At 69.0% G+C, this 23,814-nt stretch carries 22 protein-coding genes; 16 read left to right on the top strand and 6 right to left on the bottom strand.

The annotated features are described in order from the left end of the window. Positions 1-113: 113 nt before the first annotated feature. Complete coding sequence (locus MFF54_RS04325; protein WP_238301405.1) at positions 114-1,352, bottom strand: ABC transporter substrate-binding protein; 1,239 nt, start codon at positions 1,350-1,352, stop codon at positions 114-116. 297 nt (positions 1,353-1,649) lie between these two features. On the opposite strand from MFF54_RS04325, the gene MFF54_RS04320 reads away from it, so the two are divergent. The 4 genes from MFF54_RS04320 to MFF54_RS04305 all read left to right on the top strand — a co-directional run bounded on the left by MFF54_RS04320 (position 1,650) and on the right by MFF54_RS04305 (position 7,443). Then, a complete protein-coding gene (locus MFF54_RS04320) occupies positions 1,650-2,303 on the top strand; it encodes a protein-L-isoaspartate O-methyltransferase family protein (RefSeq protein WP_238301404.1) in 654 nt (217 codons plus the stop codon). A gap of 199 nt (positions 2,304-2,502) precedes the next feature. After that, a complete protein-coding gene (locus tag MFF54_RS04315; RefSeq protein ID WP_238301403.1) occupies positions 2,503-3,933 on the top strand; it encodes a TolC family outer membrane protein in 1,431 nt (476 codons plus the stop codon). A gap of 88 nt (positions 3,934-4,021) precedes the next feature. Then, positions 4,022-4,633: a PopZ family protein gene (locus MFF54_RS04310; RefSeq protein ID WP_370880172.1), complete on the top strand. Its 612-nt coding sequence runs from the start codon at positions 4,022-4,024 to the stop codon at positions 4,631-4,633. Between the two features lie 95 nt (positions 4,634-4,728). Further along, on the top strand, positions 4,729-7,443 hold the full coding sequence (locus MFF54_RS04305) for a valine--tRNA ligase (protein WP_238301401.1): 2,715 nt from the start codon (positions 4,729-4,731) through the stop codon (positions 7,441-7,443). 4 nt (positions 7,444-7,447) lie between these two features. On the opposite strand, the gene sugE is transcribed toward MFF54_RS04305, so the two are convergent. Next, entirely contained in the window at positions 7,448-7,762 is a 315-nt protein-coding gene (gene sugE / locus MFF54_RS04300; RefSeq protein WP_238301400.1) for a quaternary ammonium compound efflux SMR transporter SugE, read from the bottom strand. Positions 7,763-7,953: 191 nt separating this feature from the next. On the opposite strand from sugE, the gene MFF54_RS04295 reads away from it, so the two are divergent. The 3 genes from MFF54_RS04295 (at position 7,954) to kdsA (ending at position 10,958) form a co-directional block, all read left to right on the top strand. Next, a complete protein-coding gene (locus MFF54_RS04295; RefSeq protein WP_238301399.1) occupies positions 7,954-9,465 on the top strand; it encodes a Do family serine endopeptidase in 1,512 nt (503 codons plus the stop codon). A gap of 110 nt (positions 9,466-9,575) precedes the next feature. Then, on the top strand, positions 9,576-10,088 hold the full coding sequence (locus MFF54_RS04290; RefSeq protein WP_238301398.1) for a hypothetical protein: 513 nt from the start codon (positions 9,576-9,578) through the stop codon (positions 10,086-10,088). A 9-nt stretch (positions 10,089-10,097) separates the two neighbouring features. Then, on the top strand, positions 10,098-10,958 hold the full coding sequence (gene kdsA, locus MFF54_RS04285; protein ID WP_238301397.1) for a 3-deoxy-8-phosphooctulonate synthase: 861 nt from the start codon (positions 10,098-10,100) through the stop codon (positions 10,956-10,958). Positions 10,959-10,970: 12 nt separating this feature from the next. On the opposite strand, the gene MFF54_RS04280 is transcribed toward kdsA, so the two are convergent. Then, the gene (locus MFF54_RS04280) at positions 10,971-11,693 is read right to left on the bottom strand and encodes a class I SAM-dependent methyltransferase (protein ID WP_283206250.1); all 723 of its coding nucleotides are present in this window, start codon (positions 11,691-11,693) and stop codon (positions 10,971-10,973) included. 228 nt (positions 11,694-11,921) lie between these two features. Between MFF54_RS04280 and MFF54_RS04275 the strand changes: the two genes are divergently transcribed. Further along, on the top strand, positions 11,922-12,224 hold the full coding sequence (locus MFF54_RS04275; protein WP_238301395.1) for a hypothetical protein: 303 nt from the start codon (positions 11,922-11,924) through the stop codon (positions 12,222-12,224). Positions 12,225-12,285: 61 nt separating this feature from the next. Here MFF54_RS04275 and queF read toward each other — a convergent pair whose 3' ends face one another. Next, positions 12,286-12,735: a preQ(1) synthase gene (gene queF, locus MFF54_RS04270; RefSeq protein ID WP_238301394.1), complete on the bottom strand. Its 450-nt coding sequence runs from the start codon at positions 12,733-12,735 to the stop codon at positions 12,286-12,288. Positions 12,736-12,947: 212 nt separating this feature from the next. Between queF and eno the strand changes: the two genes are divergently transcribed. From eno to lpdA, 8 genes are all read left to right on the top strand, one after another. Further along, entirely contained in the window at positions 12,948-14,234 is a 1,287-nt protein-coding gene (gene eno / locus MFF54_RS04265; RefSeq protein WP_238301393.1) for a phosphopyruvate hydratase, read from the top strand. A 127-nt stretch (positions 14,235-14,361) separates the two neighbouring features. After that, entirely contained in the window at positions 14,362-14,676 is a 315-nt protein-coding gene (locus MFF54_RS04260; RefSeq protein WP_238301392.1) for an FtsB family cell division protein, read from the top strand. Between the two features lie 120 nt (positions 14,677-14,796). After that, on the top strand, positions 14,797-15,870 hold the full coding sequence (gene pdhA, locus MFF54_RS04255) for a pyruvate dehydrogenase (acetyl-transferring) E1 component subunit alpha (RefSeq protein ID WP_238301391.1): 1,074 nt from the start codon (positions 14,797-14,799) through the stop codon (positions 15,868-15,870). Positions 15,871-15,945: 75 nt separating this feature from the next. Then, a complete protein-coding gene (locus tag MFF54_RS04250; RefSeq protein WP_238301390.1) occupies positions 15,946-17,397 on the top strand; it encodes a pyruvate dehydrogenase complex E1 component subunit beta in 1,452 nt (483 codons plus the stop codon). A gap of 63 nt (positions 17,398-17,460) precedes the next feature. Then, positions 17,461-17,736: a DUF5076 domain-containing protein gene (locus MFF54_RS04245; RefSeq protein ID WP_238301389.1), complete on the top strand. Its 276-nt coding sequence runs from the start codon at positions 17,461-17,463 to the stop codon at positions 17,734-17,736. Between the two features lie 13 nt (positions 17,737-17,749). Continuing rightward, positions 17,750-18,343 (top strand): Uma2 family endonuclease, encoded by a 594-nt coding sequence (locus MFF54_RS04240; protein WP_238301388.1) that lies wholly within the window; start codon positions 17,750-17,752, stop codon positions 18,341-18,343. Between the two features lie 4 nt (positions 18,344-18,347). Next, complete coding sequence (locus MFF54_RS04235) at positions 18,348-19,760, top strand: pyruvate dehydrogenase complex dihydrolipoamide acetyltransferase (RefSeq protein ID WP_238301387.1); 1,413 nt, start codon at positions 18,348-18,350, stop codon at positions 19,758-19,760. Positions 19,761-19,781: 21 nt separating this feature from the next. After that, on the top strand, positions 19,782-21,221 hold the full coding sequence (gene lpdA / locus MFF54_RS04230) for a dihydrolipoyl dehydrogenase (protein WP_238301386.1): 1,440 nt from the start codon (positions 19,782-19,784) through the stop codon (positions 21,219-21,221). Between the two features lie 180 nt (positions 21,222-21,401). Here the strand turns inward: lpdA and MFF54_RS04225 are convergent, their stop codons facing one another. After that, a complete protein-coding gene (locus MFF54_RS04225) occupies positions 21,402-22,979 on the bottom strand; it encodes an alginate O-acetyltransferase AlgX-related protein (protein WP_238301385.1) in 1,578 nt (525 codons plus the stop codon). 575 nt (positions 22,980-23,554) lie between these two features. Further along, positions 23,555-23,773 (bottom strand): hypothetical protein, encoded by a 219-nt coding sequence (locus MFF54_RS04220; RefSeq protein WP_238301384.1) that lies wholly within the window; start codon positions 23,771-23,773, stop codon positions 23,555-23,557. Positions 23,774-23,814 lie beyond the last annotated feature (41 nt).

Below are 23,814 nucleotides of genomic sequence, written 5' to 3'. Positions count from 1 at the left end.
GGGGGATAACTCGCCCGACTGGCCGCAAGTCTAGGTGCGCCGCACCCGGCCGCATTCACATACGGCAAGGCTCGGTTGAAAAAACCGAGCCTTGCACAACTCCCAGGTGGCGATCAGGGGGTGCGCGCGGCGGTCAGCTGGCAGCCGCTCTCCTCCAGTTTGGCGTAGGCATCGGCACCCGGGATCGTGGCGAGCAGCCGGTAGAGGTCCCACGGCCCCTTCGAGTCAGCGGGCTTCTTCACCTCGAACAGGTACATGTCGTGCACCATGCGGCCGTTCGGCAGCACCGTGCCGCCCTTCGCGAACACGTCCTCCACCGGCATCGCGTGCAGCTTCGCGTTGACCGCCTCGGTCTCGTCGGTGCCCGCGGCCTTCACGGCCTTGAGGTATTGCAGCACCGCCGAGTAGGTCCCGGTATGGACCATGTTGGGCATCTTGCCGGTGCGCTTCATGAAGCGGCTCCCGAAGGCGCGGGTCTCGTCGTTCAGGTCCCAGTACCAGCCCTCGGTGAGGGTCAGCCCCTGAGCGACCTGCAGTCCGAGGCCGTGCACCTCGGCGAGCGTGAACAGCAGAGCGGCGAGGCGCTGGCCGCCCTGCGTGATACCGTACTCGGCCGCCTGCTTGATGGCGTTCGAAGTGTCGAGGCCGGCATTGGCCAGCCCGATCACCTTCGCGCCCGAGCCCTGCGCCTGGAGCAGGAACGAGGAGTAGTCCTGCGCGGCCAACGGATGGCGCACGCCGCCCACGATCTTGCCGCCCTTAGAGGTCACGTAGCGGGTGACCTCGGCCTCCAGCGAATGGCCGAAGGCGTAGTCGGCGGTGAGCATGAACCAGGTATTGCCGCCCTGTTGCACCAGCGCGCCGCCGGTGCCGACCGCGAGCGCCCGCGTGTCGTAGGCCCAGTGATAGCCGTAGGGAGAGCACTGCTTGCCGGTGAGGTCGCTGCTGGCCGCCCCCGTCGTGATGGTGATCTTCTTCTTCTCCTTCGAGAGGCCCTGCACGGCGAGCGCCACCGACGAGGTGGTCAGTTCCATGATGGCGTCGACCTTGTCGCGGTCGTACCATTGCCGGGCGATGCCGGAGGCGATGTCGGCCTTGTTCTGGTGATCCGCCGAGACGAGCTCGATCGGAGCGCCGTTCACGGAGCCGCCGAAATCCTCGACCGCCATGCGGGCCGCCTCGATCGACGAGCGGCCGCCGAACTCGGCGTAGACACCGGACTGGTCGTTGAGGATGCCGATGCGCACGGCCCCGTCCGAGATGGCCTGCGCGGCTGCCGGGCCCGCGGCGAGCGGGGCGGCGACGAGGGCGGCGGCCAGCGCCCGGCCGAAACCCGGCCGTGTATGTGTCATGCGTTCCTCCCGATGGGTCGTCTTCTCTGGGACGGCCTCACGTCGCGAATCGGACCGTCGCGGCAAGCGTAGGCCGTCGCCTGGTCGGAACGCCAGCCGGCACAGCGACAACAACACCTGGTTGAAGGGCGCGCACGTTTTTCGGGACGGCGCCGCCAATCGGGTGGAGGCTCCGCTTAACCACGGCGGTTAATCTTGCGTTTCGTACTCCGATCCATGAAAAGCCCGGTGCTCTGGAAGCTGCGCCGTGCAGCTCCGGCGCGACGCCATCGCCCCGGGTCGAGGAAAGACGATCCCATGCTCGATTACGCGCAGGCGCGACGCCTGATGGTCGACTGCCAGCTGCGGACGTTCGACGTGAACGACAACGCGGTGCTGGACGCCTTCGATTTGGTCCCGCGCGAGCGTTTCGTGCCGCAGGGACGCGAGGGCTTCGCCTATATCGATCAGACGCTGCGCTTCGGCGGTTCGGCCGCCGACGCCCGCTGCCTGCCGGCCCCGATGGTGCTCGCCCGGATGATCCAGGCGCTCGCCCTCAAGCCCGGAGCCCGGGCGCTCGATGTGGCGGGCGGCTACGGCTATGCCGCCGCGATCATGGCCCGCCTCGGCGCCGCCGCGACCGTTCTGGAGCCGGTGGCCGGGCTCGCGGCCGGCGCGCGCGAGCGCCTCGCCGGTGAGGCCCAAGTGGTGGAGGGTCCCCTCGAGGCGGGCCACCCCGCGGGTGCCCCGTACGATGCCGTACTGATCAACGGGCGGATCGAGGTCCGGCCGCAGACCCTACTCGACCAGCTCGCCGACGGAGGTCGCCTCGTCTGCGTCTTCGGGCCCGAGCGGGCCGCGAAGGCGACGCTGTTCGTCCGCGCCGGTGACGCTTTCGGTTCGCGTCCGATCTTCGACGCGGCCCTGCCGGCGCTCGCCGCCTTCGCCGAAGAGGCGGGCTTCGCCTTCTGACTAGGTCGAAGGACTGTCGCCTTTATACGCCACCCGGACAAGATTCAGGTGTGCGACCTCCGACAGTCTGGGCCTCGTGGCCAAGCATCGATTAAGGTCAAGCCAGGGCGGGCTTGATCGGGTGTGCGCAGTGTACCGCGCAGCCGTCGCGTGTTGGCGGACATCCGAGACAATCGAGAAACCGCAAGGGCTGTTCGACGTGAGAAGACGTACACCTGAGACGCGTGCCGCGTTCCGGCTGGCCGGCCTCGCCGTCACCGCCGGCTTGTCGGTGGGAGCGGTTGGCATCGGATCGGCCTCGGCGGAGTCGCTGGAGAGCGCGCTCGCCAGGGCCTATGCGGGCAACCCGCAGCTCAATGCCAGCCGTGCCCTCACTCGGGTGCGCGACGAGGACGTCGCCATCGCCCAATCCGGCTATCGGCCGAGCGTCAATATCAACGTCCAGGCCGGCGTGACGCAGACGGAGGGTAACAACCTCAGCGCTCAGTCCCTCACCGGCGGCGGCGGACAGAGCATCGGCATCCTGACCAAACCCGCCACGGCCGGCATCACCATCAACCAGAACCTGTTCAACGGGTTCCAGACCGACAACAACACCCGGCGCGCCGAGTCCGGCGTCTACAGCCAGCGCGAGACCCTGCGCTTCACCGAGCTCAGCACCCTGTACAGCGCCGTACAGGCCTACATGAACGTGCTCTCGGACACCGCCACGCTGGAGCTGCGCCGCAACAACGTCGAGGTGCTGGAGGAGCAGCTCCGCCAGACCCGCGACCGCTTCAATGTCGGCGAAGTGACCCGCACCGACGTCGCCCAGGCCGAGGCGCGCCTCGCCGGCGCGCGCGCCGAGGTGAGCGCCGCGGAGTCGCAGCTGCGCACCAGCATCGGCGTCTACCGGCAGGTAATCGGCGTCGAGCCGCGCCAGCTCGCGCCCGGCCGCCCGCTCGACCGCTACGTGCCGGCGAGCCTCGACGCGGCCATCGCGGTCGGCCTGAAGGAGCACCCGCAGATCCTCTCCGCGCTCCACGCGGTCGACGCCTCAGAAGCGCAGGTGAAGGTGCTGGAGGGCGCTCTCGCCCCGCAGCTCAGCGTCCAGGGGACGGTGAATCAGTTCTACGACCAGCAGTTGCCCAACACACAGGGCGTGGCCGCATCGATCCTCGGGCGCCTGACCATCCCGATCTACCAGGGCGGCCAGGAATACGCCCAGATTCGGCAGGCCAAGGAGACGGTCGGCCAGACGCGTATTCAGGCCGAGTTCGTGCGGGACCAGATCCGGGCGCAGATCGTGAGCTTCTGGGGCAACCTGGAGGCGGCCAAGGCCCGCGTGATCGCCTCGCAGGCCCAGGTCCAGGCCAACGAGGTGGCGCTGAACGGCGTGCGCGAGGAGGCCCGGGTCGGCCAGCGCACCACCCTCGACGTGCTGAACGCGCAGCAGGAACTGCTCAACGCCCGCGTGAACCTGATCGTGGCCCAGCGCGACCGCGTGATCTTCTCCTACGGCGTCGTGCAGTCGATCGGCCGCCTGACCGCGCGCTACACCGCGGTGCCGGTGGCGCTGTACAGCCCGAAGACGCATTTCGATCAGGTCAAGGATCTCTGGTACGGCGTCGGCACGCCGGACGGGCGCTGAGCGCGGGAAACGGTCGCATTTCCCATTGGACTGTGCTCCGGACGCGCTTGTTCGGTTAGCGAAGCGTGAAATACTGGCGCCGGCCGATATGGATCGGCGTCAGAACACCCTCCCGAGCGCCGTCCGGATGAGTGCAGCGAGCCCCAAGATTCAGGACAAGACGGCGGAGAAGGCGCACGAGCCTTCGATGGAGGAGATCCTCGCCTCGATCCGCCGGATCATCGCCGATGATCAGGCGGCCAAGCCCGCCGAGACCGCCTCGAAGCCCGTGCCGTTGCCCGAGCCGGACGACGTGCTCGACCTCGCCGAGTTCGCTGAGCCCGCCCCAGCACCGAAGCCCGCGCCGCTCGATCCCGACCCGCTCGATTTCGGCGTCGAGGAGCTCGATTTCGACGCGATCAGCGTCGAGCCGGATCCCGAGCCCGAGCCTCCCCCCGCGCCGCTTCCCCCACCGCCTCAGGCGCGCGCGCCCGAACCGGCACCCGCCGAGTCGCTGATCTCGGCCGCGACCGATGCCAGCGTGAACAGCGCCTTCAACGCGCTCGCCCACACGGTCCTGTCGCGCAACGCCCGGACCCTCGACGACCTCGTTGCCGAGATGCTCCGGCCGATGCTGAAGGCGTGGCTCGACGACAATCTGCCGGTGATGGTCGAGCGGCTGGTCCGCGCCGAGATCGAGCGGGTCTCTCGCGGGCGCTGATCCCGCCTCGGATGGGCGTGCCGTGTTGACGGAACGCTCGCGACGGGTTGAAAGCGGGCAGCTTCCAGACACGCCCGCGATCGGCCCGTACACCCATGATGGACAAGACCTTCGACCCCGCCGCCGTCGAGGCGCGCGTCTCCGGCGCCTGGGAGGCGGAGGGCGCCTTCCGCGCCGGCCGGCCCGAACGCGCCGGGGCCGAGCCCTACTGCATCGTCATCCCGCCGCCGAACGTGACGGGCACGCTCCATATGGGGCATGCCCTCAACAACACGCTGCAGGACGTGCTCTGCCGCTTCGAGCGGATGCGGGGCAAGGACGTGCTCTGGCAGCCGGGCACCGATCACGCCGGCATCGCCACCCAGATGGTCGTCGAGCGCAAGCTCGCGGCCGACGGCGAGCCGGACCGCCGCAGCCTCGGCCGCGAGGCCTTCCTGGAGCGGGTCTGGGCCTGGAAGGCGGAATCGGGCGGCGCCATCGTCAACCAGTTGAAGCGGCTGGGCGCCTCCTGCGACTGGTCGCGCGAGCGCTTCACCATGGACGAGGGCCTCTCGGCCGCCGTCCTCAAGGTTTTCGTCGACCTGCACGCGCAGGGCCTGATCTACCGCGACAAGCGCCTCGTGAACTGGGACCCGAAGTTCCAGACCGCGATCTCGGACCTCGAGGTCCAGCAGGTCGAGACCAAGGGCAACCTCTGGCATTTCGATTACCCGGTGGTGGACGAGACCGGCGCCGAGACCGGCGCGGTCATCACGGTCGCCACGACCCGTCCCGAGACGATGCTCGGCGACACCGCGGTCGCGGTCCATCCGGAGGACGCGCGCTACACCGCGCTCGTCGGGAAGAAAGTGCGCCTGCCGCTCGTCGGACGCCTGATCCCGATCGTCGCCGATGAGTACTCGGATCCCGAGAAGGGCACCGGTGCGGTGAAGATCACGCCCGCGCACGATTTCAACGATTTCGAGGTCGGCAAGCGCCACGGCTGCGCGCTGATCAACGTGCTCGACCCCGAGGCCCGCATCCTCATCGACGGCAACGCCGCCTTCCTGGCGGACACCGCGCCCGAGGCCGAGACGCTGGCGCTCCACGGCCTCGACCGGGCCGAGGCGCGCAAGCGCGTCGTCGCGCTGATGGAGGAGCGCGGCCGGCTCCGGCAGATCGAGCCGAACACCCACGCGGTGCCGCACGGCGACCGCTCGGGCGTCGTCATCGAGCCCTATCTCACCGACCAGTGGTACGTGAACGTCAAGCCGCTGGCCGAGCGCGCGCTCCAGGCGGTGCGCGACGGGCAGACGAAGTTCGTCCCTGACAATTACGAGAAGATCTTCTTCCAGTGGCTCGAGAACATCGAGCCCTGGTGCATCTCGCGCCAGCTCTGGTGGGGCCACCAGATTCCGGTCTGGTACGACGACGAAGGCGGCGTCTACGTGGCGATGGACGAGGCCGGGGCGCTGGCCAAGGCCGAGGCCGCGCGCGGCCGCCCGGTCGCGCTCACCCGCGACCCGGACGTGCTCGACACGTGGTTCTCCTCCGGCCTCTGGCCGTTCTCGACGCTGGGCTGGCCGGAGAACACGCCCGAACTCGCCCGCTTCTACCCGACCAGCACGCTGGTCACCGGCAAGGACATCCTGTTCTTCTGGGTCGCCCGCATGATGATGCTGGGGCTCCACGTCACCGACCGGGTGCCCTTCGCGACCGTCTACCTGCACACGCTGGTGCGCGACGCGTCCGGCGCCAAGATGTCGAAGTCGAAGGGCAACGTGGTCGACCCGCTCGGGCTGATCGACCAGTACGGGGCCGACGCGCTGCGCTTCACGCTCGCCGCGATGGCCGCGCAGGGCCGGGACATCAAGCTCGCGGTCAACCGCGTCGAGGGCTACCGCAACTTCGCGACGAAGCTCTGGAACGCCGCGCGCTTCGCCGAGCTCAACGGCTGCCGGCTCGACCCCGCCTTCCGGCCGGAGGACGCGCGCCAGCCGGTCAACCGCTGGGCGCTCGGCGAGGCCGCCCGCGCGGTCGCCGAGGTGGCGGGCGCGCTCGACGCCTACCGCTTCAACGACGCGGCCACTGCCGCCTACCGCTTCGTCTGGAACATCTTCTGCGACTGGTATCTCGAACTCGCCAAGCCGGTGCTGCAGGGCGAGGGCGTGGATCCGGCGCTGAAGGCCGAGACGCAGGCGAGCATCGCCTTCCTGATCGACCAGATCGCCAAGCTTCTGCACCCGTTCATGCCGTTCCTCACGGAGGAGCTCTGGGCGATCAAGGGCGCGGATCTCCCCGAGCGCGGCCTGCTCGCTCTGGCCCCCTGGCCGGCGCTCGAAGGTCTCGCCGACGCGGGGGCCGAGGCGGAGGTCGGCTTCGTGGTCGATCTCGTCACGGAGGTGCGCTCGGCCCGTTCCGAGACCAACGTGCCCGCCGCCGCCCAGGTGCCGCTCGTGCTCATCGGTGCGAGCCCGGAGGTGCGCGCCCGAATCGAGGCGTGGCGCGACACGCTGGTGCGGCTCGCCCGCCTTTCCGAGATCAGCTTCGCGGAGGGGGCCCCGAAGAACGCCGTGCAGCTCCTCGTCCGCGGCAGCGTCGCGGCCCTGCCGCTTGAGGGCATCGTGGACCTCGCCGCCGAGGTCGCGCGCCTGCACAAGGAGGCCGCCAAGGCCGAGGGCGAGATCCGCAAGATCGACGCCAAGCTCGGCAACGCCGACTTCGTCGCCCGCGCGCCGGAGGAGATCGTCGAGGAGAACCGCGAGCGCCGCGACGCGGAGAGCGAGCGGCTGGCCAAGATCCGCGAGGCGCTGAGTCGGCTGGAGGCGTGAGACGTCAGCTCACGAACTTCAGCCCCGCGATCCCCGCCACGATCAGCCCGATGCAGGCGATCCGGGCGGCGGTCGCGGGCTCGCCGAACAGCACCATGCCGAGGATCGCGGTGCCGACCGCCCCGATGCCGGTCCAGACCGCGTAGCCGGTGCCGACCGGCAGGGTGCGTAGCGCGATCGAGAGCAGGACCACGCTCGCCGCCATCGCGGCGAGCGTCAGCACCGAGGGCACGAGCTTGGTGAAGCCTTCCGTGTACTTGAGTCCGATCGCCCAGCCGGTCTCCAGCAGGCCGGCGACGAAGAGGATGATCCAGGCCACGGTTCCGCATCTCCCGATGGTGCGCGCGCTGTGTGCGCGACGGAGGCACAGGAACCAAGCCCCGGGGCCGACCGGGCCGTGCCGAACCTGACCAAACCGTAATGCGCCCGCCACGGGCGGGTCAGGGGCCGGGAGCTAGAAAGGCGTCATCGCCGCCCGCGCGGTGAAAAGCTTTCCTGCCGGAGACCCCGATGACCGAGACCCGTACCCACCGCCGCGCCCTCGCCTCGGTGGCTGCAGCCGCACTTGTGACGGGCGGCGCGATCGGCGGCGCCTACCTGCCGGCGGCGACGCCCGCCTACGCACAGGCCCTGCCCAAGACCCCGATCGAGGCGCCCGAGCACCCGCCCGGCTCGTTCGCCAACATCGTCGACAAGGTGAAGCCCGGCGTCGTCTCGGTGAAAGTGAAGCTGGACGACACGGCGAGCGCGGACGACGACGACGGCCCCGGCCAGAACGGCCGCAACATGCAAAACGTGCCGCCGCAGCTGCGCGAGTTCTTCCGCCGCTTCGGTCAGAACGGAGCCCCGGGCGGCCAGCAGCAGCGCGGCGGCAGCCGCGGCGCCGTAGGCTCGGGCTTCATCATCTCGGCCGACGGCTACGTGGTGACCAACAACCACGTCGTGGACCATAGCAAGACCGTGCAGGTCACGCTCGACGACGGTCGCACGCTCGACGCCAAGGTCATCGGCAAGGATTCCAAGACCGACATCGCCCTCTTGAAGATCAAGGAAGCGGGCAGCTACCCCTACGTCCAGTTCGGCAAGGGCGCGCCCCGCGTCGGCGACTGGGTGGTGGCGATCGGCAATCCGTTCGGTCTCGGCGGCACGGTGACGGCCGGCATCGTCTCGGCCCGCGGCCGCGATATCGGCGCCGGTCCCTACGACGACTTCCTGCAGATCGACGCGCCGATCAATAAGGGCAACTCGGGCGGTCCGACCTTCAACGTCAACGGTGAGGTGGTGGGCGTGAACACCGCGATCGCCTCGCCGTCGGGCGGCAGCGTCGGCCTCGCCTTCGCGATCCCGTCCGAGACCGTGCAGGCCGTGGTGGAGCAGCTGCGCACGGACGGCAAGGTCGCCCGCGGCTATCTCGGCGTGCAGGTCCAGCCGGTGACGCAGGACATCGCCGAGGGGTTGGGCCTCGCCAAGCCAAAGGGCGCCCTGGTCGACCACGCCGAGGACGGCACTCCTGCCGCGAAGGCGGGCCTGAAGTCCGGCGACGTGATCGAGAAGGTCAACGGCGATCCGATCAACGACGCGAAGGAGCTCTCGCGCAAGATCGCCGGCCTCAAGCCCGGCTCGAAGGTCGACCTCGCCTATCTGCGCGGCGGCAAGGCCGACACCGCGACAGTGACCCTCGGTTCTCTGCCGACCGACGGCAAGGTGGCGAGCCGCGGCGATACGGAGACGAACGGGCAGCCGCGGCTCGGCCTGAGCCTTGCCCCGGCCTCCGAGGTCGGCCTCGCCGACCAGGGCGTCGCCGTGGTCGAGGTCGATCCGGATGGGCCGGCTGCTGCCAAGGGCATCGAGCAGGGCGACCTGATCCTCGATGTCGGGGGCCAGAGCGTCAGCAAGCCCTCCGAGGTCGCCGCGCAGATCCGCTCTGCCGAGAGCTCCGGCCGCAAGGCGGTGCTGATGCGGGTCAAGAACGGCAAGGGCGTCACCCGCTTCGTCGCGGTGCAGCTCAACAAGGCGGGCTGAGGCTCCTCTCGCCTCGTCATCGTGGGAAGGCGCCGTCCGGCAGCGGGCGGCGCCTTCCGCATGTCCGTGCCCCCTGTTCACCGACGTCGGGCGCGGGCTAGATCGCGTCCATGCGCGCCGCCCCGCTCCTCTTCGCCCTCGCCTGCCTCGCCGCCGTTCCGGCGCGGGCCGATTCGTGCGACGCGCTCACGGCGCGGGTGATCCGGGTCACCGGGGCCTCGCTCGCGGGCCGGGCGGAACCCGGCGCGGTCTTCCGGGCGGCCGATGCCGACCGGATGAGCCTGGACTGCCGGGCGCCCGCCCGCATCGTGATCGGGTCGGTCGAGCGCCGGCCGCCGGTCGGATGGTTCACGCTGGTCGGCCTCGCGGCCGAGGCGCTGGGCCGTGCCCGCCTCCGGGACGCGCAGGTGGCGGCGCTCAACCTGCACCAGGACTCGCTGCTCGCCGAGGCGCCGATGCAGGCGCGCGTCGGCAACGTGGCGCTCCGCTGCGAGACCGGAGAGCGGGCCGTCGGTCTCGCCGGCTTTGTCAGCCTCTGCGTGGTCGAGCGGCGCGATGCGCATCGGCGGAAGGGCGGAGTGGTGCGCAAGGCCGCCCTTCCGTGGACGCCCGCACCCGGCTAGACCGGCGCCATGTCGGATTCAGCCACGAACACTCCCGCCGTCGTGAAGGTCGGCAGCGCCGCCTTCGGCAACCACCTGCCGCTCGCTCTCATCGCCGGCCCGTGCCAGCTCGAGAGCCGGGACCACGCCCTGGAGATCGCCGCGGCGCTGAAGGCGATGGCGGAGGCGCGCGGCCTCGGCCTCGTCTTCAAGGCCTCCTTCGACAAGGCCAACCGGACCTCCGGCTCCGCAGCCCGGGGCCTGGGGCTCGAAGGCGCGTTGCCGATCTTCGCCGAGATCCGCGAGACGCTGGGGCTGCCGGTGCTGACCGACGTGCACGCTGCCGAGCAATGCGCGCCGGTGGCCGAGGTGGTGGACGTGCTGCAGATCCCGGCCTTCCTCTGCCGCCAGACCGACCTGCTGCTGGCGGCCGCGCGCACGGGGCGCGCGGTCAACATCAAGAAGGGCCAGTTCCTCGCCCCCTGGGACATGCGCCACGTCGCCGCGAAGGTGACCGAGGCCGGCAATTCGAACGTCATCGTCACCGAGCGGGGAGCCTCCTTCGGCTACAACACGCTCGTCTCGGACATGCGCAGCCTGCCGATCATGGCGCGCGTCACCGGCGGTGCACCCGTGGTGTTCGACGCCACCCACTCGGTGCAGCAGCCGGGCGGGCAGGGGGCGAGCTCGGGCGGCCAGCGCGAGTTCGTCGCGGTGCTGGCCCGCGCCGCGGTCGCGGTCGGCGTCGCCGGGGTCTTCATCGAGACGCATCCCGATCCCGACCGGGCCCCCTCGGACGGTCCCAACATGGTGGCGCTGACGGATATGCCCGCGCTCCTCGACGAACTCGTCGCCTTCGACCGTCTGGCGAAGGCACGGCCAGTCGCCTGACGAACGTCCGGATCAGCGCGCCGCCACAAGCACGTGGGCGCGCAGGGGCTGCGTGAGGCTGTAGCCGCCCTCGACCCGCGCCGCGGCGGCCTCGAAGGCGGCGCGGATGCCCTCCGGGTCGGCGGCGATCGCGTCCTCGCGGGCCGGGTCCACGGCCGTGACGCGCCCCAGGAAGGCGCCGAGATCGGCGAACGTCTCGTGGCGCTCGAAGGTGACATCGCGGAGGCAGGCGAGAGCGCCGGACGCGACGGCGGCCGCGATCGCCGCCTGCGCCGCCGCACGGATCGCGGTCTCGTCCTCGATGGGCCGGAGCGCGGCGAAGAAGCTGCCCTCGGCCAGCGGTTCCACCACCACGACCAAATGGTTCGGGCCGACGACCCGCGCGGCCTCGGCGAGCGCCGCGCCGGGCTCGGGCACATGGTGGAGGGCGTTGAGCATGACCGCGCCGTCGAAGCTGCCGTCGGAGAAGGGCAGGGCCTCGGCGGAGGCCCGCTCGAAGCGGGCCGTCGGTGCGCATCGCCCGGCATCGCGGATCGCAGCCTCGCCCGGGTCGATCCCGGTCACGCGGGCACCCTGGGCCGACAGCGCCTTGGCCAGGACGCCGGACCCGCAACCGATGTCGAGGATCCGGCGCCCGTCGATCGGCGCGAAGGTTTCGAGGATAAGGGACAGGCTATCCATGCGTCCGGCTCCGAAATGCGGCGGAAGCCTAGACGGCCCATCCCCGGAGTTCACGCGCGGAATTCGGCACACCGAGCGATTCCGCGCCGGCCGTTCAGAGCCTGCGATCGCGGCAGAAGAAGATGGTTGCGCGGTTCAGGAATCGTTCATCTTCATTGCGTGCTGCGGTACAGCGTCGGATCGCAGCAACGCGCCAGTATTCCCACCCCGGAAACCGATGGAACCCGTGCGCCGGGCGGACGTTGAGTCCCCGAATTCGATCGCTGATCGAGAAAGGATATCATGCGCAAGTTCGCCATCGTCTCCGCCGCCGCCCTGACGCTCGGCACCCTCGCGACCACCGCCGCCGATGCGCGCCCGCGCGGCTATTACGGCCACGGCTATGCCCCCCACGCCGGCTACGGTTACGGCCATCGCCGCCGCGGCATCGGCACAGGCGCAGCCGTGGGTCTCGGGATCGCGGGTCTGGCGGCCGGCGCTATCGCCGCGGGAGCTGCACGCGATGCCTACGCGCGGGATGGTTACTACGGCCGTCCGGCCTACGGTTACGGCGGCCCGAGCTACGGCTACGGTTACGGCTACTGATCCGCAGCCGAGCGGAATTGAGAAGGGCGCCCGGCAGAGCCGGGCGCCCTTTCTCATGCGCTCAGCGCCCGCGATAGGGCGGAACGCCGGGATCGGGCAGCCACACGGTCTTGGGCGGCTCGCCCGTCTGCCAGAACACGTCGATCGGGATGCCCCCGCGCGGGTACCAGAATCCACCGATCCGCAGATAGCGGGGCTCCAGCAGCTCGGCGAGCCGTTTGCCGATCGCCACGGTGCAATCCTCGTGGAAGGCACCGTGATTGCGGAACGAGCCGAGATAGAGCTTCAGCGCTTTGGACTCGACCAGCCAGCGGTCTGGCACGTAGTCGATCACCAGGATCGCGAAGTCGGGCTGTCCGGTCACCGGGCAGAGCGAGGTGAATTCCGGCGCCGTGAAGCGCGCGCAGTAGTCGGTGTCGGGATGGGGGTTCGGCACGCGGTCGAGGCGCGCCGCTTCGGGCGAGGCGGGCAGGGGCGTGGCCTGCCCGAGCTGGAGCGTGTCTTCGGTCATGAGTGCGCTATAGACCGACGGCCGCGCGGTTGCATCCGCCACCAGGTCAGGGCAGCTTCGCGCGGATCGCCGCACGCGCCTCCACCTGTTATCCGCCGTCCGGCTTGCCGGGCTGCTTAGGTTGGACAATAAGCCCGGCGACCACGCGCCGCGGGCCCGTCGCCGATTCGTGGCGCCGTCACGCGCCGGCGCAGACAGGTGAGGGGATTTCCATGACCGCGATCACCAATATCGCCGCCCGCGAGATCCTGGACAGCCGGGGCAATCCGACCGTCGAGGTCGACGTCCTGCTGGAGGACGGCTCGTTCGGCCGCGCCGCGGTCCCTTCGGGCGCCTCGACCGGCGCCCACGAAGCGGTGGAGCTGCGCGACGGCGACAAGAGCCGCTACGGCGGCAAGGGCGTGCTCAACGCCGTCCAGGCCGTGCAGACAGAGATCCTCGACGCCATCGGCGGCATGGACGCGGAGGATCAGGTCGCCGTCGACGAGGCGATGATCCATCTCGACGGCACGCCGAACAAGGCGCGGCTCGGCGCGAACGCGATTCTAGGCGTCTCGCTCGCGGTGGCCAAGGCCGCGGCGGAAACCTCCGGCCTGCCGCTCTACCGCTATGTCGGCGGCGTGCAGGGTCGGGTGCTCCCGGTGCCGATGATGAACATCATCAACGGCGGCGCGCACGCCGACAACCCGATCGATTTCCAGGAATTCATGATCATGCCGGTCGGCGCCGACTCGCTCGCCGAGGCGGTGCGCATGGGCGCCGAGGTGTTCCACACCCTCAAGAGCGCCCTGAAGAAGGCCGGTCACAACACCAACGTGGGCGATGAGGGCGGCTTCGCCCCGAACCTACCCTCGGCGGAAGCCGCCCTCGATTTCGTGATGGAGTCGATCCAGGCCGCCGGCCTGAAGCCCGGTCAGGACATGGTGCTGGCGCTCGACTGCGCCGCCACCGAGTTCTTCAAGGACGGCGCCTATCATTACGAGGGCGAGGGCCGCACCCGCGCCATCGAGGAGCAGGTGGATTACCTTGCCGAGCTCGTCGCCAAGTACCCGATCCTGTCGATCGAGGACGGCATGTCCGAGGACGACTGGCAGGGTTGGAAGCTGCTGACCGACAAGATCGGCGGCCGTTGTCAGCTCGTTGGCGACGACCTGTTCGTCACCAACGTCGAGCGCCTGTCCCAGGGCATCGAGAGCGGCACCGGCAACTCGATCCTGATCAAGGTCAACCAGATCGGCTCGCTGACCGAGACGCTGGCCGCCGTCGATATGGCCCAGCGCGCCGGCTACACCGCGGTGATGTCGCACCGCTCGGGCGAGACCGAGGATTCGACCATCGCGGACCTCGCGGTCGCCACGAATTGCGGGCAGATCAAGACCGGCTCGCTGGCCCGCTCGGACAGACTGGCCAAGTACAACCAGCTCATCCGCATCGAGGAAGGCCTCGGTCCGCAGGGCCGCTACGCCGGCCGCCAGGCGATCAAGCAGCTCGGCCGCTGAAGCTCCGCGGTCCCGCGCGTTCGCGCACCCCGCTTCCGGCCCCCGGCGTCGCCAGACGCCGGGGGCTTCTTCGTTCGAAGGGACCGGCGTTAGGGCATTCGTAACCTTGAGCGCGGATGGTCGGCGCATGGTCGTCCGTCGCCGCGTCAGAATGGTCGTGCTCCCGCTCGCTCTCTGGAGCGTGTCGGCACTCGTGGTGGGCTACTTCGTCACGCAGGCGGAGAACGGCAACCGAGGCCTCGAAGCCAAGCGCGCCCTGAAGATCCAGGCCTACGGGCTTGCTCAGGACCTCGCCGCCGCTAAGAGCGAGCGCGCGACCTGGGAGCACCGGGTCGCCCTGCTGCGCAGCGAGCAGATCGACCGCGATCTGCTGGAGGAACGCGCCCGCGTCGTACTCGGGCGAGTCCACGCAAACGACGTGGTTGTAATCACGCCGCAGTAAATAATCATAGGTTGTATCGTCCTGACATCCATGCATGGCTGTCAGAGGAGCGCCACTCGCAATCGCTGCCGTCCTAGCCTAAACCGAGCCCCGAAACGGTCATATTCCGGGGAGCGAAACATGGACGCCGGCAAGGACGCCGCCAAGGATGCGGCGCAGTCGAAGCCTGAGGCGGCCAAGGGTGGCGCGGAAGCGGCGCATCGGCCCGCCCCCAATGCTCCGCAGTTCACCCGCGACGAGGATCTCCACGCCTACCGCGAGATGTTGCTGATCCGTCGCTTCGAGGAGAAGGCCGGCCAGCTCTACGGTATGGGCCTGATCGGCGGCTTCTGTCACTTGTACATTGGTCAGGAGGCCGTCGTCATCGGGATGCAGATGGCCTCGATCGAGGGCGATCAGGTCATCACCGGCTACCGCGACCACGGCCACATGCTGGCCACCGGCATGGAGAGCCGCGGCGTGATGGCCGAGCTCACCGGCCGCCGCGGCGGCTATAGCCGCGGCAAGGGCGGCTCGATGCACATGTTCAGCCGCGAGAAGCAGTTCTTCGGCGGCCACGGCATCGTAGGCGCCCAGGTCTCTCTCGGCACCGGCCTCGCCTTCGCGGATGCCTACCGGGAGAACGGCAAGGTCAGCCTCACCTACATGGGCGACGGCGCGGCCAACCAGGGCCAGGTCTACGAGAGCTTCAACATGGCGGCGCTCTGGAAGCTGCCGGTCGTCTACGTGATCGAGAACAACCGCTACGCGATGGGCACCTCGGTCGCCCGCGCCTCGGCCCAGACGGACTTCTCGAAGCGCGGCCTCTCCTTCGGCATCCCGGGCGAGCAGGTGGACGGCATGGACGTGCGCACCGTGCGCGAGGCCGCGACCCGCGCCATCGAGCACGCCCGCTCGGGCCAGGGCCCGTACATCCTCGAGATGCAGACCTACCGCTACCGCGGCCACTCGATGTCCGACCCGGCCAAGTATCGGTCGAAGGACGAGGTCTCGAAGATGCGCGACGAGCACGACCCGATCGAGATGGTGCGCAAGCGCCTGATCGAGCTGCACGGCGTCGACGAGTCCGAGCTGAAGGCGACCGACGCCAAGGTGCGCGAGATCGTCAACGACGCGGCCGAGTTCGCGACCAACGATCCCGAGCCGGATCCGTCCGAGCTGTGGACCGACATCCTGCTGGAGGCGAGCGCCTGACGGGCGCTCCCACCGCACAGCACCCATAGCCCGCCCGCTTCCTGGCCGCCCCGCCGCCCCACGACAGAGCAGAACATGGCGACCGACATCCTGATGCCCGCCCTCTCTCCGACGATGGAGGAGGGCAAGCTGTCGAAGTGGCTGAAGAAGGAGGGCGACACGGTCAAATCCGGCGACGTCCTCGCCGAGATCGAGACCGACAAGGCCACGATGGAGGTCGAGGCCATCGACGAGGGCGTGCTCGCCAAGATCCTGATCGCGGAAGGCACCGAGAACGTCGCCGTGAACACGCCGATCGCGATCATCGCGGGCGAGGGCGAGGACGTCGCGGCGGCCGCCGCCTCCGGCGGCAAGGGCAAGCCCAACGGCGCCGCCCAGGGCGGCCAGCCGGCGCCGACGCCCGACATGCAGGCCGAGGGACAGGCCGACAAGCCGGCCCCCGCCGCCAAGACGGGCGACGACGCGCAGCGGGCGCCGGCGGCGCCCGCCACCATCACCAACAAGGCCAAGGAGCCGGTGATGGAGGAGTTCCCGGCCGGCACCGAGATGGTGACGATGACGGTGCGCGAGGCGCTCCGTGACGCCATGGCCGAGGAGATGCGCCGCGACGGCGACGTCTTCATCATGGGCGAGGAGGTCGCGGAGTACCAGGGCGCCTACAAGGTCACGCAGAACCTGCTGCAGGAGTTTGGCGCGCGGCGCGTGGTCGACACGCCGATCACCGAGCACGGCTTCGCCGGCATCGGCGTCGGCGCGGCGCTCGCTGGCCTGAAGCCGATCGTCGAGTTCATGACCTTCAACTTCGCCATGCAGGCGATCGACCAGATCATCAACTCGGCGGCCAAGACCCTCTACATGTCGGGCGGTCAGCTCGGCTGTCCGATCGTGTTCCGCGGCCCCAACGGCGCCGCCGCCCGCGTGGCCGCCCAGCACAGCCACGATTACTCCGCCTGGTACTCGAACGTGCCCGGTCTCAAGGTGATCGCGCCCTACACGGCCTCCGACGCCAAGGGCCTCCTGAAGGCCGCGATCCGCGACCCGAACCCTGTGATCTTCCTCGAGAACGAGATCCTGTACGGCCAGTCCTTCCCGGTGCCGAAGCTCGACGACTTCGTGCTGCCGATCGGCAAGGCGCGCATCCATCGCCAGGGCTCGGACGTCACCATCGTGTCCTTCGCCATCGGCATGACCTACGCGCTGAAGGCCGCGCAGGCGCTGGCCGAGCAGGGCATCGAGGCCGAGGTGATCGACCTGCGCACGATCCGGCCGATGGACACCGATACGGTGGTCGAGTCGGTGAAGAAGACCGGGCGCTGCATCACGGTCGAGGAGGGCTTCCCGCAATCCGGCGTCGGCGCCGAGATCGTGGCCCGCCTGATGGTCGACGCCTTCGACTATCTCGACGCGCCCGTGATCCGCATCACCGGCAAGGACGTGCCGATGCCCTACGCGGCCAACCTTGAGAAGCTTGCGCTCCCCTCCGTGGCCGAAGTCGTCGAGGCCGCAAAGAGCGTCTGCTACAAGTAGGCCCGCGCGCCGCTCCTCCCCCGCGCGAGTCCGCGCGGGGCGACACCGAGAGGGCTGCCAGCCATGAGCCAAGCGTTCGAGGAACTCTCCGTACCCCCCGACGTCGCCGAGAACGGCGGCGTCGAGGTCCTGCGCGCCATCGTGGTGGACGGCGCGGTGAGCGTCGCCCTGCGGCGCTCCTTCGACGATCCGGCGACCTGGGGCCGCCTCCTCATCGACCTCGCCCGGCAGGCCGCCCGCGCCTACGCGCTGGAGACCGAGATGTCGGAAGACGAGGCGTTCGAGCGCATTCGCGCGGGGATCGAGGCGGACAGCCTCGATCCCGGCGCCTTCAATTAGCGGCGGCCGCCCGATGGGAGCGCCCGCCCACCGCCCCGCGACCTACGCCGACCTCGAAGCGGTGCCGGAGCATCTGGTCGCCGAGATCATCGACGGCGTCCTGGAGACGCATCCGCGCCCGCGTCCGCGGCATGCGGCCGCCGCGGTGCGGCTGTCCGGTGAACTCGATCGCCCGTTCTCGCGGGGACGGGGTGGCCCGGGAGGCTGGATCTTCATGGTCGAGCCAGAGATCCACCTTCGAACACAGGTCGTGGTGCCGGACATCGCCGGCTGGCGCCGGTCCCGCCTGCCCACCGAGCCCGAAACGGCCTTCGTCGAGACCCCGCCGGACTGGGTCTGCGAGATCCTGTCGCCGTCGACCACCCGGATCGACCGGGGGCCGAAGCGCCGCATCTACGCGGAATCCAGCGTCGGCCATCTCTGGCTGCTCGATCCGACGGCAGGTCTGCTCGAATCCTTCACCCTGACCGAGGGCGCGTGGCGGCTCGACGGCACCGTCCAGCGCGGTGAGACCGTGGCCCTGCCGCCCTTCGACGCCGTCCCGTTCCCGCTCGACGACCTGTTCGCCTTCGACGACCCGGCCGCCCCGTCACCGACCGAGACCTGAGACCATGCCCATCAACGTGCTGATGCCAGCCCTGTCCCCTACGATGGAGAAGGGCAACCTCGCCAAGTGGCTCAAGAAGGAGGGCGACGCGGTCAAGTCCGGCGACGTGCTGGCCGAGATCGAGACCGACAAGGCCACGATGGAGGTCGAGGCCATCGACGAGGGCGTGCTCGCCAAGATCGTGGTGCCGGAGGGCACGGCGGACGTGCCGGTCAATGACCTGATCGCCATCATCGCGGGCGAGGGCGAGGACGTCTCGGCGGCGGCGGCCGGCGGCGGCTCCGCGCCGAAGGCCGAGGCCAAGCCGGCCCCGGAGGCACCGAAATCCGATGCCGGGCAGAACACCACCGCGGGCGACGGCCACATGTCCTACGCCCGCGTGAACGAGGCGCCGGACGCCGCCAAGCCCTCCGCGGGTGGGGCCCCGGCTCCGGCCTCCTCGGGCGGCCGCGTCTTCGCCTCGCCGCTGGCGCGCCGCATCGCCAAGCAGGAGGGCGTCGACCTCGCCGCCGTGCAGGGCTCCGGCCCGCACGGCCGCATCATCGCCCGCGACGTGCAGGACGCGAAGGCCTCGGGTGCGACGAAGGCGGCTCCGGCCCCACAGGCCGCCGCCGAAGCCCCGAAGGCCGCGGCGCCCGCTCCGAAGGCCGCCCCCGCCGGCGGCGCACCGGCCGGGCTCAGCCTCGAGCAGGTCAAGGGCTTCTTCCAGAAGGACGCCTACGAGGAAGTGCCCCTCGACGGCATGCGCAAGACTATCGCCAAGCGCCTCACCGAGGCGATGCAGGTAGCCCCGCACTTCTATCTCACGGTCGATTGCGAGCTCGACGCGCTGATGAAGCTACGCGAGACGCTGAATGCCTCCTCAGGCAAGGACAAGGACGGCAAGCCGCTGTTCAGGCTCTCGGTGAACGATTTCGTCATCAAGGCGATGGGCCTCGCGCTCACCCGCGTGCCGGCCGCAAACGCGGTCTGGGCTGAGGACCGGATTCTGCGCTTCAAGCACGCCGAGGTCGGCGTGGCGGTGGCCATCGATGGCGGCCTGTTCACGCCCGTCATCCGCCGGGCGGACGAGAAGACGCTGTCGACCATCTCCAACGAGATGAAGGACTTCGCGGCCCGCGCCCGGGCCAAGAAGCTGAAGCCCGAGGAGTACCAGGGCGGCGTCACCTCGGTGTCGAACCTCGGCATGTTCGGGATCAAGCAGTTCACCGCGGTGATCAACCCGCCGCAATCCAGCATCCTGGCGGTGGGCGCGGGCGAGAAGCGCGTCGTCGTGAAGGACGGCCAGCCGACCGTCGCCCAGGTGATGACCGCGACGCTCTCCTGCGATCACCGCGTGCTCGACGGGGCGCTCGGTGCGGAGCTGGTCGCGGCCTTCAAGGGCCTGATCGAGAACCCGATGGGCATGCTGGTCTAAAGCGCGCTGGGGAAGAGAGACATGTCCGACACCTACGACATCCTCGTCATCGGCGCGGGACCCGGCGGCTACGTCACGGCGATCCGCGCGGCGCAGCTCGGCTTCAAGACGGCGGTCGTCGACCGCGAGCATCTCGGCGGCATCTGCCTGAACTGGGGCTGCATCCCGACCAAGGCGCTGCTGCGCTCAGCCGAGATCTACCACTACATGCAGCACGCCTCCGATTACGGGCTCTCGGCCAAGGAGGTCTCGTTCGACGCCTCGGCCATCGTGAAGCGCTCGCGCGGCGTCTCGGGCCGGCTCAACGGCGGCGTCGGCATGCTGCTCAAGAAGAACAAAGTCGACGTGATCTGGGGCGAGGCCACGGTCGAGTCGGTCGCCAAGGGCAACGAGCCCGGCAAGGTCACCGTGAAGGAGACCAAGCGCGCGGAAGCCCCGAAGGGTGCCAAGGGCGCCGGCAGCTATAGCGCCAAGCACATCATCCTAGCGACCGGCGCGCGGCCCCGCGCGATCCCCGGCATCGAGCCCGACAAGAAGCAGATCTGGACCTACTACGAGGCGATGGTCCCCGAGGCGATGCCGAAGTCCCTGCTCGTGATGGGCTCCGGGGCGATCGGCATCGAGTTCGCCTCGTTCTACCGCACCATGGGCACCGAGGTGACCGTGGTGGAGCTGCTGCCGCAGATCCTGCCGGTCGAGGATGCCGAGATCGCCGGGATGGCCCGCAAGCGCTTCGAGAAGCAAGGGATCAAGATCCTGACCGGCGCCAAGGTGACGAAGGTCGAGAAGAGCGCCAACGCCGTCACGGCAACGATCGAGGGTTCGGACGGCAAGAGCCAGCAGATCTCTGCCGAGAAGCTGATCTCTGCGGTCGGCGTCGTCGGCAACATCGAGAATCTCGGGCTGGAGAAGCTCGGGGTGAAGACCGACCGCGGCACCATCGTCACGGACGGGCTCGGCCGCACCAACGTGCCCGGCCTCTACGCCATCGGCGATGTCGCCGGGCCTCCGATGCTCGCCCACAAGGCCGAGCACGAGGGCGTCATCTGCGTCGAGACCATCAAGGGACTGCACACGCACCCGATGGACAAGGGCAAGATCCCGGGCTGCACCTACTGCCACCCGCAGATCGCCAGCGTCGGCCTCACCGAGGCGAAGGCCAAGGAACAGGGCTTCCAGGTCAAGGTCGGCCGCTTTCCCTTCGCGGGCAACGGCAAGGCGATCGCGCTCGGCGAGCCGGACGGCCTGATCAAGACGATCTTCGACGCCAAGACCGGCCAGCTTCTTGGCGCCCACATGATCGGCGCCGAGGTCACCGAGCTGATCCAGGGTTACGTCGTGGCGATGACGCTCGAGAGCACCGAGGAAGAGCTGATGCACACGGTCTTCCCGCATCCGACGCTCTCCGAGATGATGCACGAGAGCGTGCTCGACGCCTACGGCAAGGTCATCCACACCTGATCCGCGAACTCACTCCAGCCCTCGGCTCAGGGTGACCGGGTCACGATCGGCAGAGTGTCGAGGGGCTCCGTGCGAAGGTGCGGGGCCCTTTTCCATGGCGGCACTCCGACCCGAGCGCGATCCGCAAGACGGCTGTGTTCCGGTCGTCGGATCATCGTCGTCATTCGAAACGCCGTATCGTCAAGTCTCGGGCACCTCGATCAGGAAACGCTCGACGGTGTGACACAGGACGATGTCCGGCTTCAGCTTCTCCACCAAGCCGGGCGGCACGTGCGCGCGCCAAACGAAGTGGTAGGTGCGAAACCAGCGCGCAAACCACCAAGACATCTGTCCCTGGTGCCCTTCCGCGGCTCCGCAATACGAATTGCCGAACACGAGGATGCTGGCATCGATCGGTGCATCGGGGTTCTGCCACGATTGCGCCGATCCCACGACACGGCCCGTCGGCGTGTGTTGAAAGGTGCGTACGGCCCGCGCCCGGAAGTTCGCGTCCAAGGCGTGCAGGTCAGCCTCCGTTCGCGTATCCAAGATCGGAATACCGAAGAAGCGCGTCGCGAGATCGCCCGTACCCGCTCGGGTCGTGTCGAAGGTCGGACTCCGCCCCGGGTCGAAGCCGAGATGCTCCAGGATGGCGCGGAAGACCACCCAGCATCCAAGAGGCGAGAAATGCGAATCGGTCTTCAGCACTGTTGCCGCAGGGTCGGGCTGGGTCTTCAAGGCATGTCGAGCGGATACATAACGCGCCGCCAGATCCGGCCGACAAGCAAGTCCTGCTTCGATACCGCGGAGGATCACGCCAGGCGTGCGGACCGGCTCTGGAAAGAAGTGCGGCAGAATCGTTAGCTTCTCCGGGAAGATCGCCTGGACATACCGGACGCCCAGGCTTTCGCAGGCTGTCTTGCGCCGCTCGATCAGAGCGAGCCAATCCTGCGCGATCCCTCTGGGCACCGGATCTTCGTCAGATCGCACATACTCCGCCAGCAATCTGTTGGTGCCCCCGACCAGGAAGATGTGGCCGCCACGCCCCAACAGCGCCGCCTTGTCGGCGGAGCGGATACCGACGGGGACGAGGAGTGACGTCAGCTCTCGATCCGGATCCGACAACGGCTCCGTCGCGGCGTGGTGGAACAGGCCGCGATTGGCATGAAGCGTCCCGACCGCTGCGACACCCGGATTTCCCGCCCATTCATTCCCGAACAGATGTTCGAGTTGCTCGATCGCTTCTTCATACGGCGCGATCGGGGAACACATCAGATCTTTGATGAATTCATGCGCCGCGGCCACCCGCAGGGCCGGCGAGATCGGAATTTTGACGATTGGGAAGCCGTGTCTCAGGAGGAAGACGGCGACGTGCCCGGCGACCAGATCCTGTATCGCAAGGCCACCGTCGACATGCACGGCAAAGCTTAAACGACTTGCGCTGTCTCTGACCGGCTGATTGGCGATCGTGAGACCGACCCGTTGCTCGCCTCTGTAGACACCGATGACCGGTACCCTGTGATCGGTCCATACATCGGCTCGGACCCAACCCGTCAGATCATCGCCGCTCCATGCTCCAGCAACCGCGCCGATATTTTCAGTCCTTACACCTCGGAGCCGCCAAGATCTGTATTCCTTCTCGAGTCTGTTTATAAAAGCCCGCGCATGCCTGAGAAGTGAGGATATTCTGAACGGAGAACGAGCCATGAGGATCGGAGAGACCTGTGGCGGTGGCGGATCGACGGTGCCGTGCGAGCGAGCATCTGCATCGACCCGCATCCGAAAGCAATGACGACGGCGCGCGCGACGCCGGAGGCGCCGCGGCTTCCAGGCTTGGTGCACCGATCGGCGGTCAGGTGAGATCGGTGAAGCGTCGGACGGGGCGACGCTCCGCCGAAGTTCGCGGCCGCATCGGCCGGAATGCGGTCAGCGATAATCAGCTCGGTCGGTCCGAGGGCCCTCTCCCAAGAAAAAGGCCCGTCAGCCGGCGGGCTGACGGGCCTTGCAGGGGCCACGCGTTCTCAAGACGATGCGGGAGCATCCGGCCCGTTCGGCCATGCCAGACGGGGAACTCGACCGCCCGTCGCCCGAGGCGCCACTATCCCTGCAGGTTCCTGTTCGGCGGCGTGTCCTGATCCGGATCGGCGGTACGAGATGTCGGGACGCAGGAACCGTGTCGGCTCATCGCAGGCCTCCTCTCTCAAGACCGACGCCCTATCTGGCGCCGAGACGAGGAGGCTAGATCCGTTTCACCCGCGATTGCAAGAGGCCTCGCGGCAAACATCCTTCGGCCCGCACCCTCGACGTCCGACCAGCCCAAGCCCACCCAGGGGCGGCCATCCGATGCGCCGGAGTCACGGTGACGCCAGCAGAGTTCGCAGGAGATCGGGAGGCAGCATCGTTCCGGCACTCGTGATGACCCACGGGGTGCCCTCACCGCTGCGCAGGGCCGTCGCGGCCTCCTCCAAGGCGACGACGAGGCTCTCCATCTCGCGAGGCTCGACCGCCTTGGCTTCGATGCTGTGCGGCCAGACGGTCAGCGTTGCGGGGCCGAGCAGTTCCTCGCGGCTCACGAGCCGGCGGCTCAGGAGGTTCCTGCCGACAAGGGAGCCTC

This window comes from Methylobacterium gregans, assembly GCF_022179245.1.
GTDB classification, from domain to species: Bacteria; Pseudomonadota; Alphaproteobacteria; order Rhizobiales; family Beijerinckiaceae; genus Methylobacterium; species Methylobacterium gregans.
This window is presented reverse-complemented; position numbering and strand designations above follow the sequence as displayed.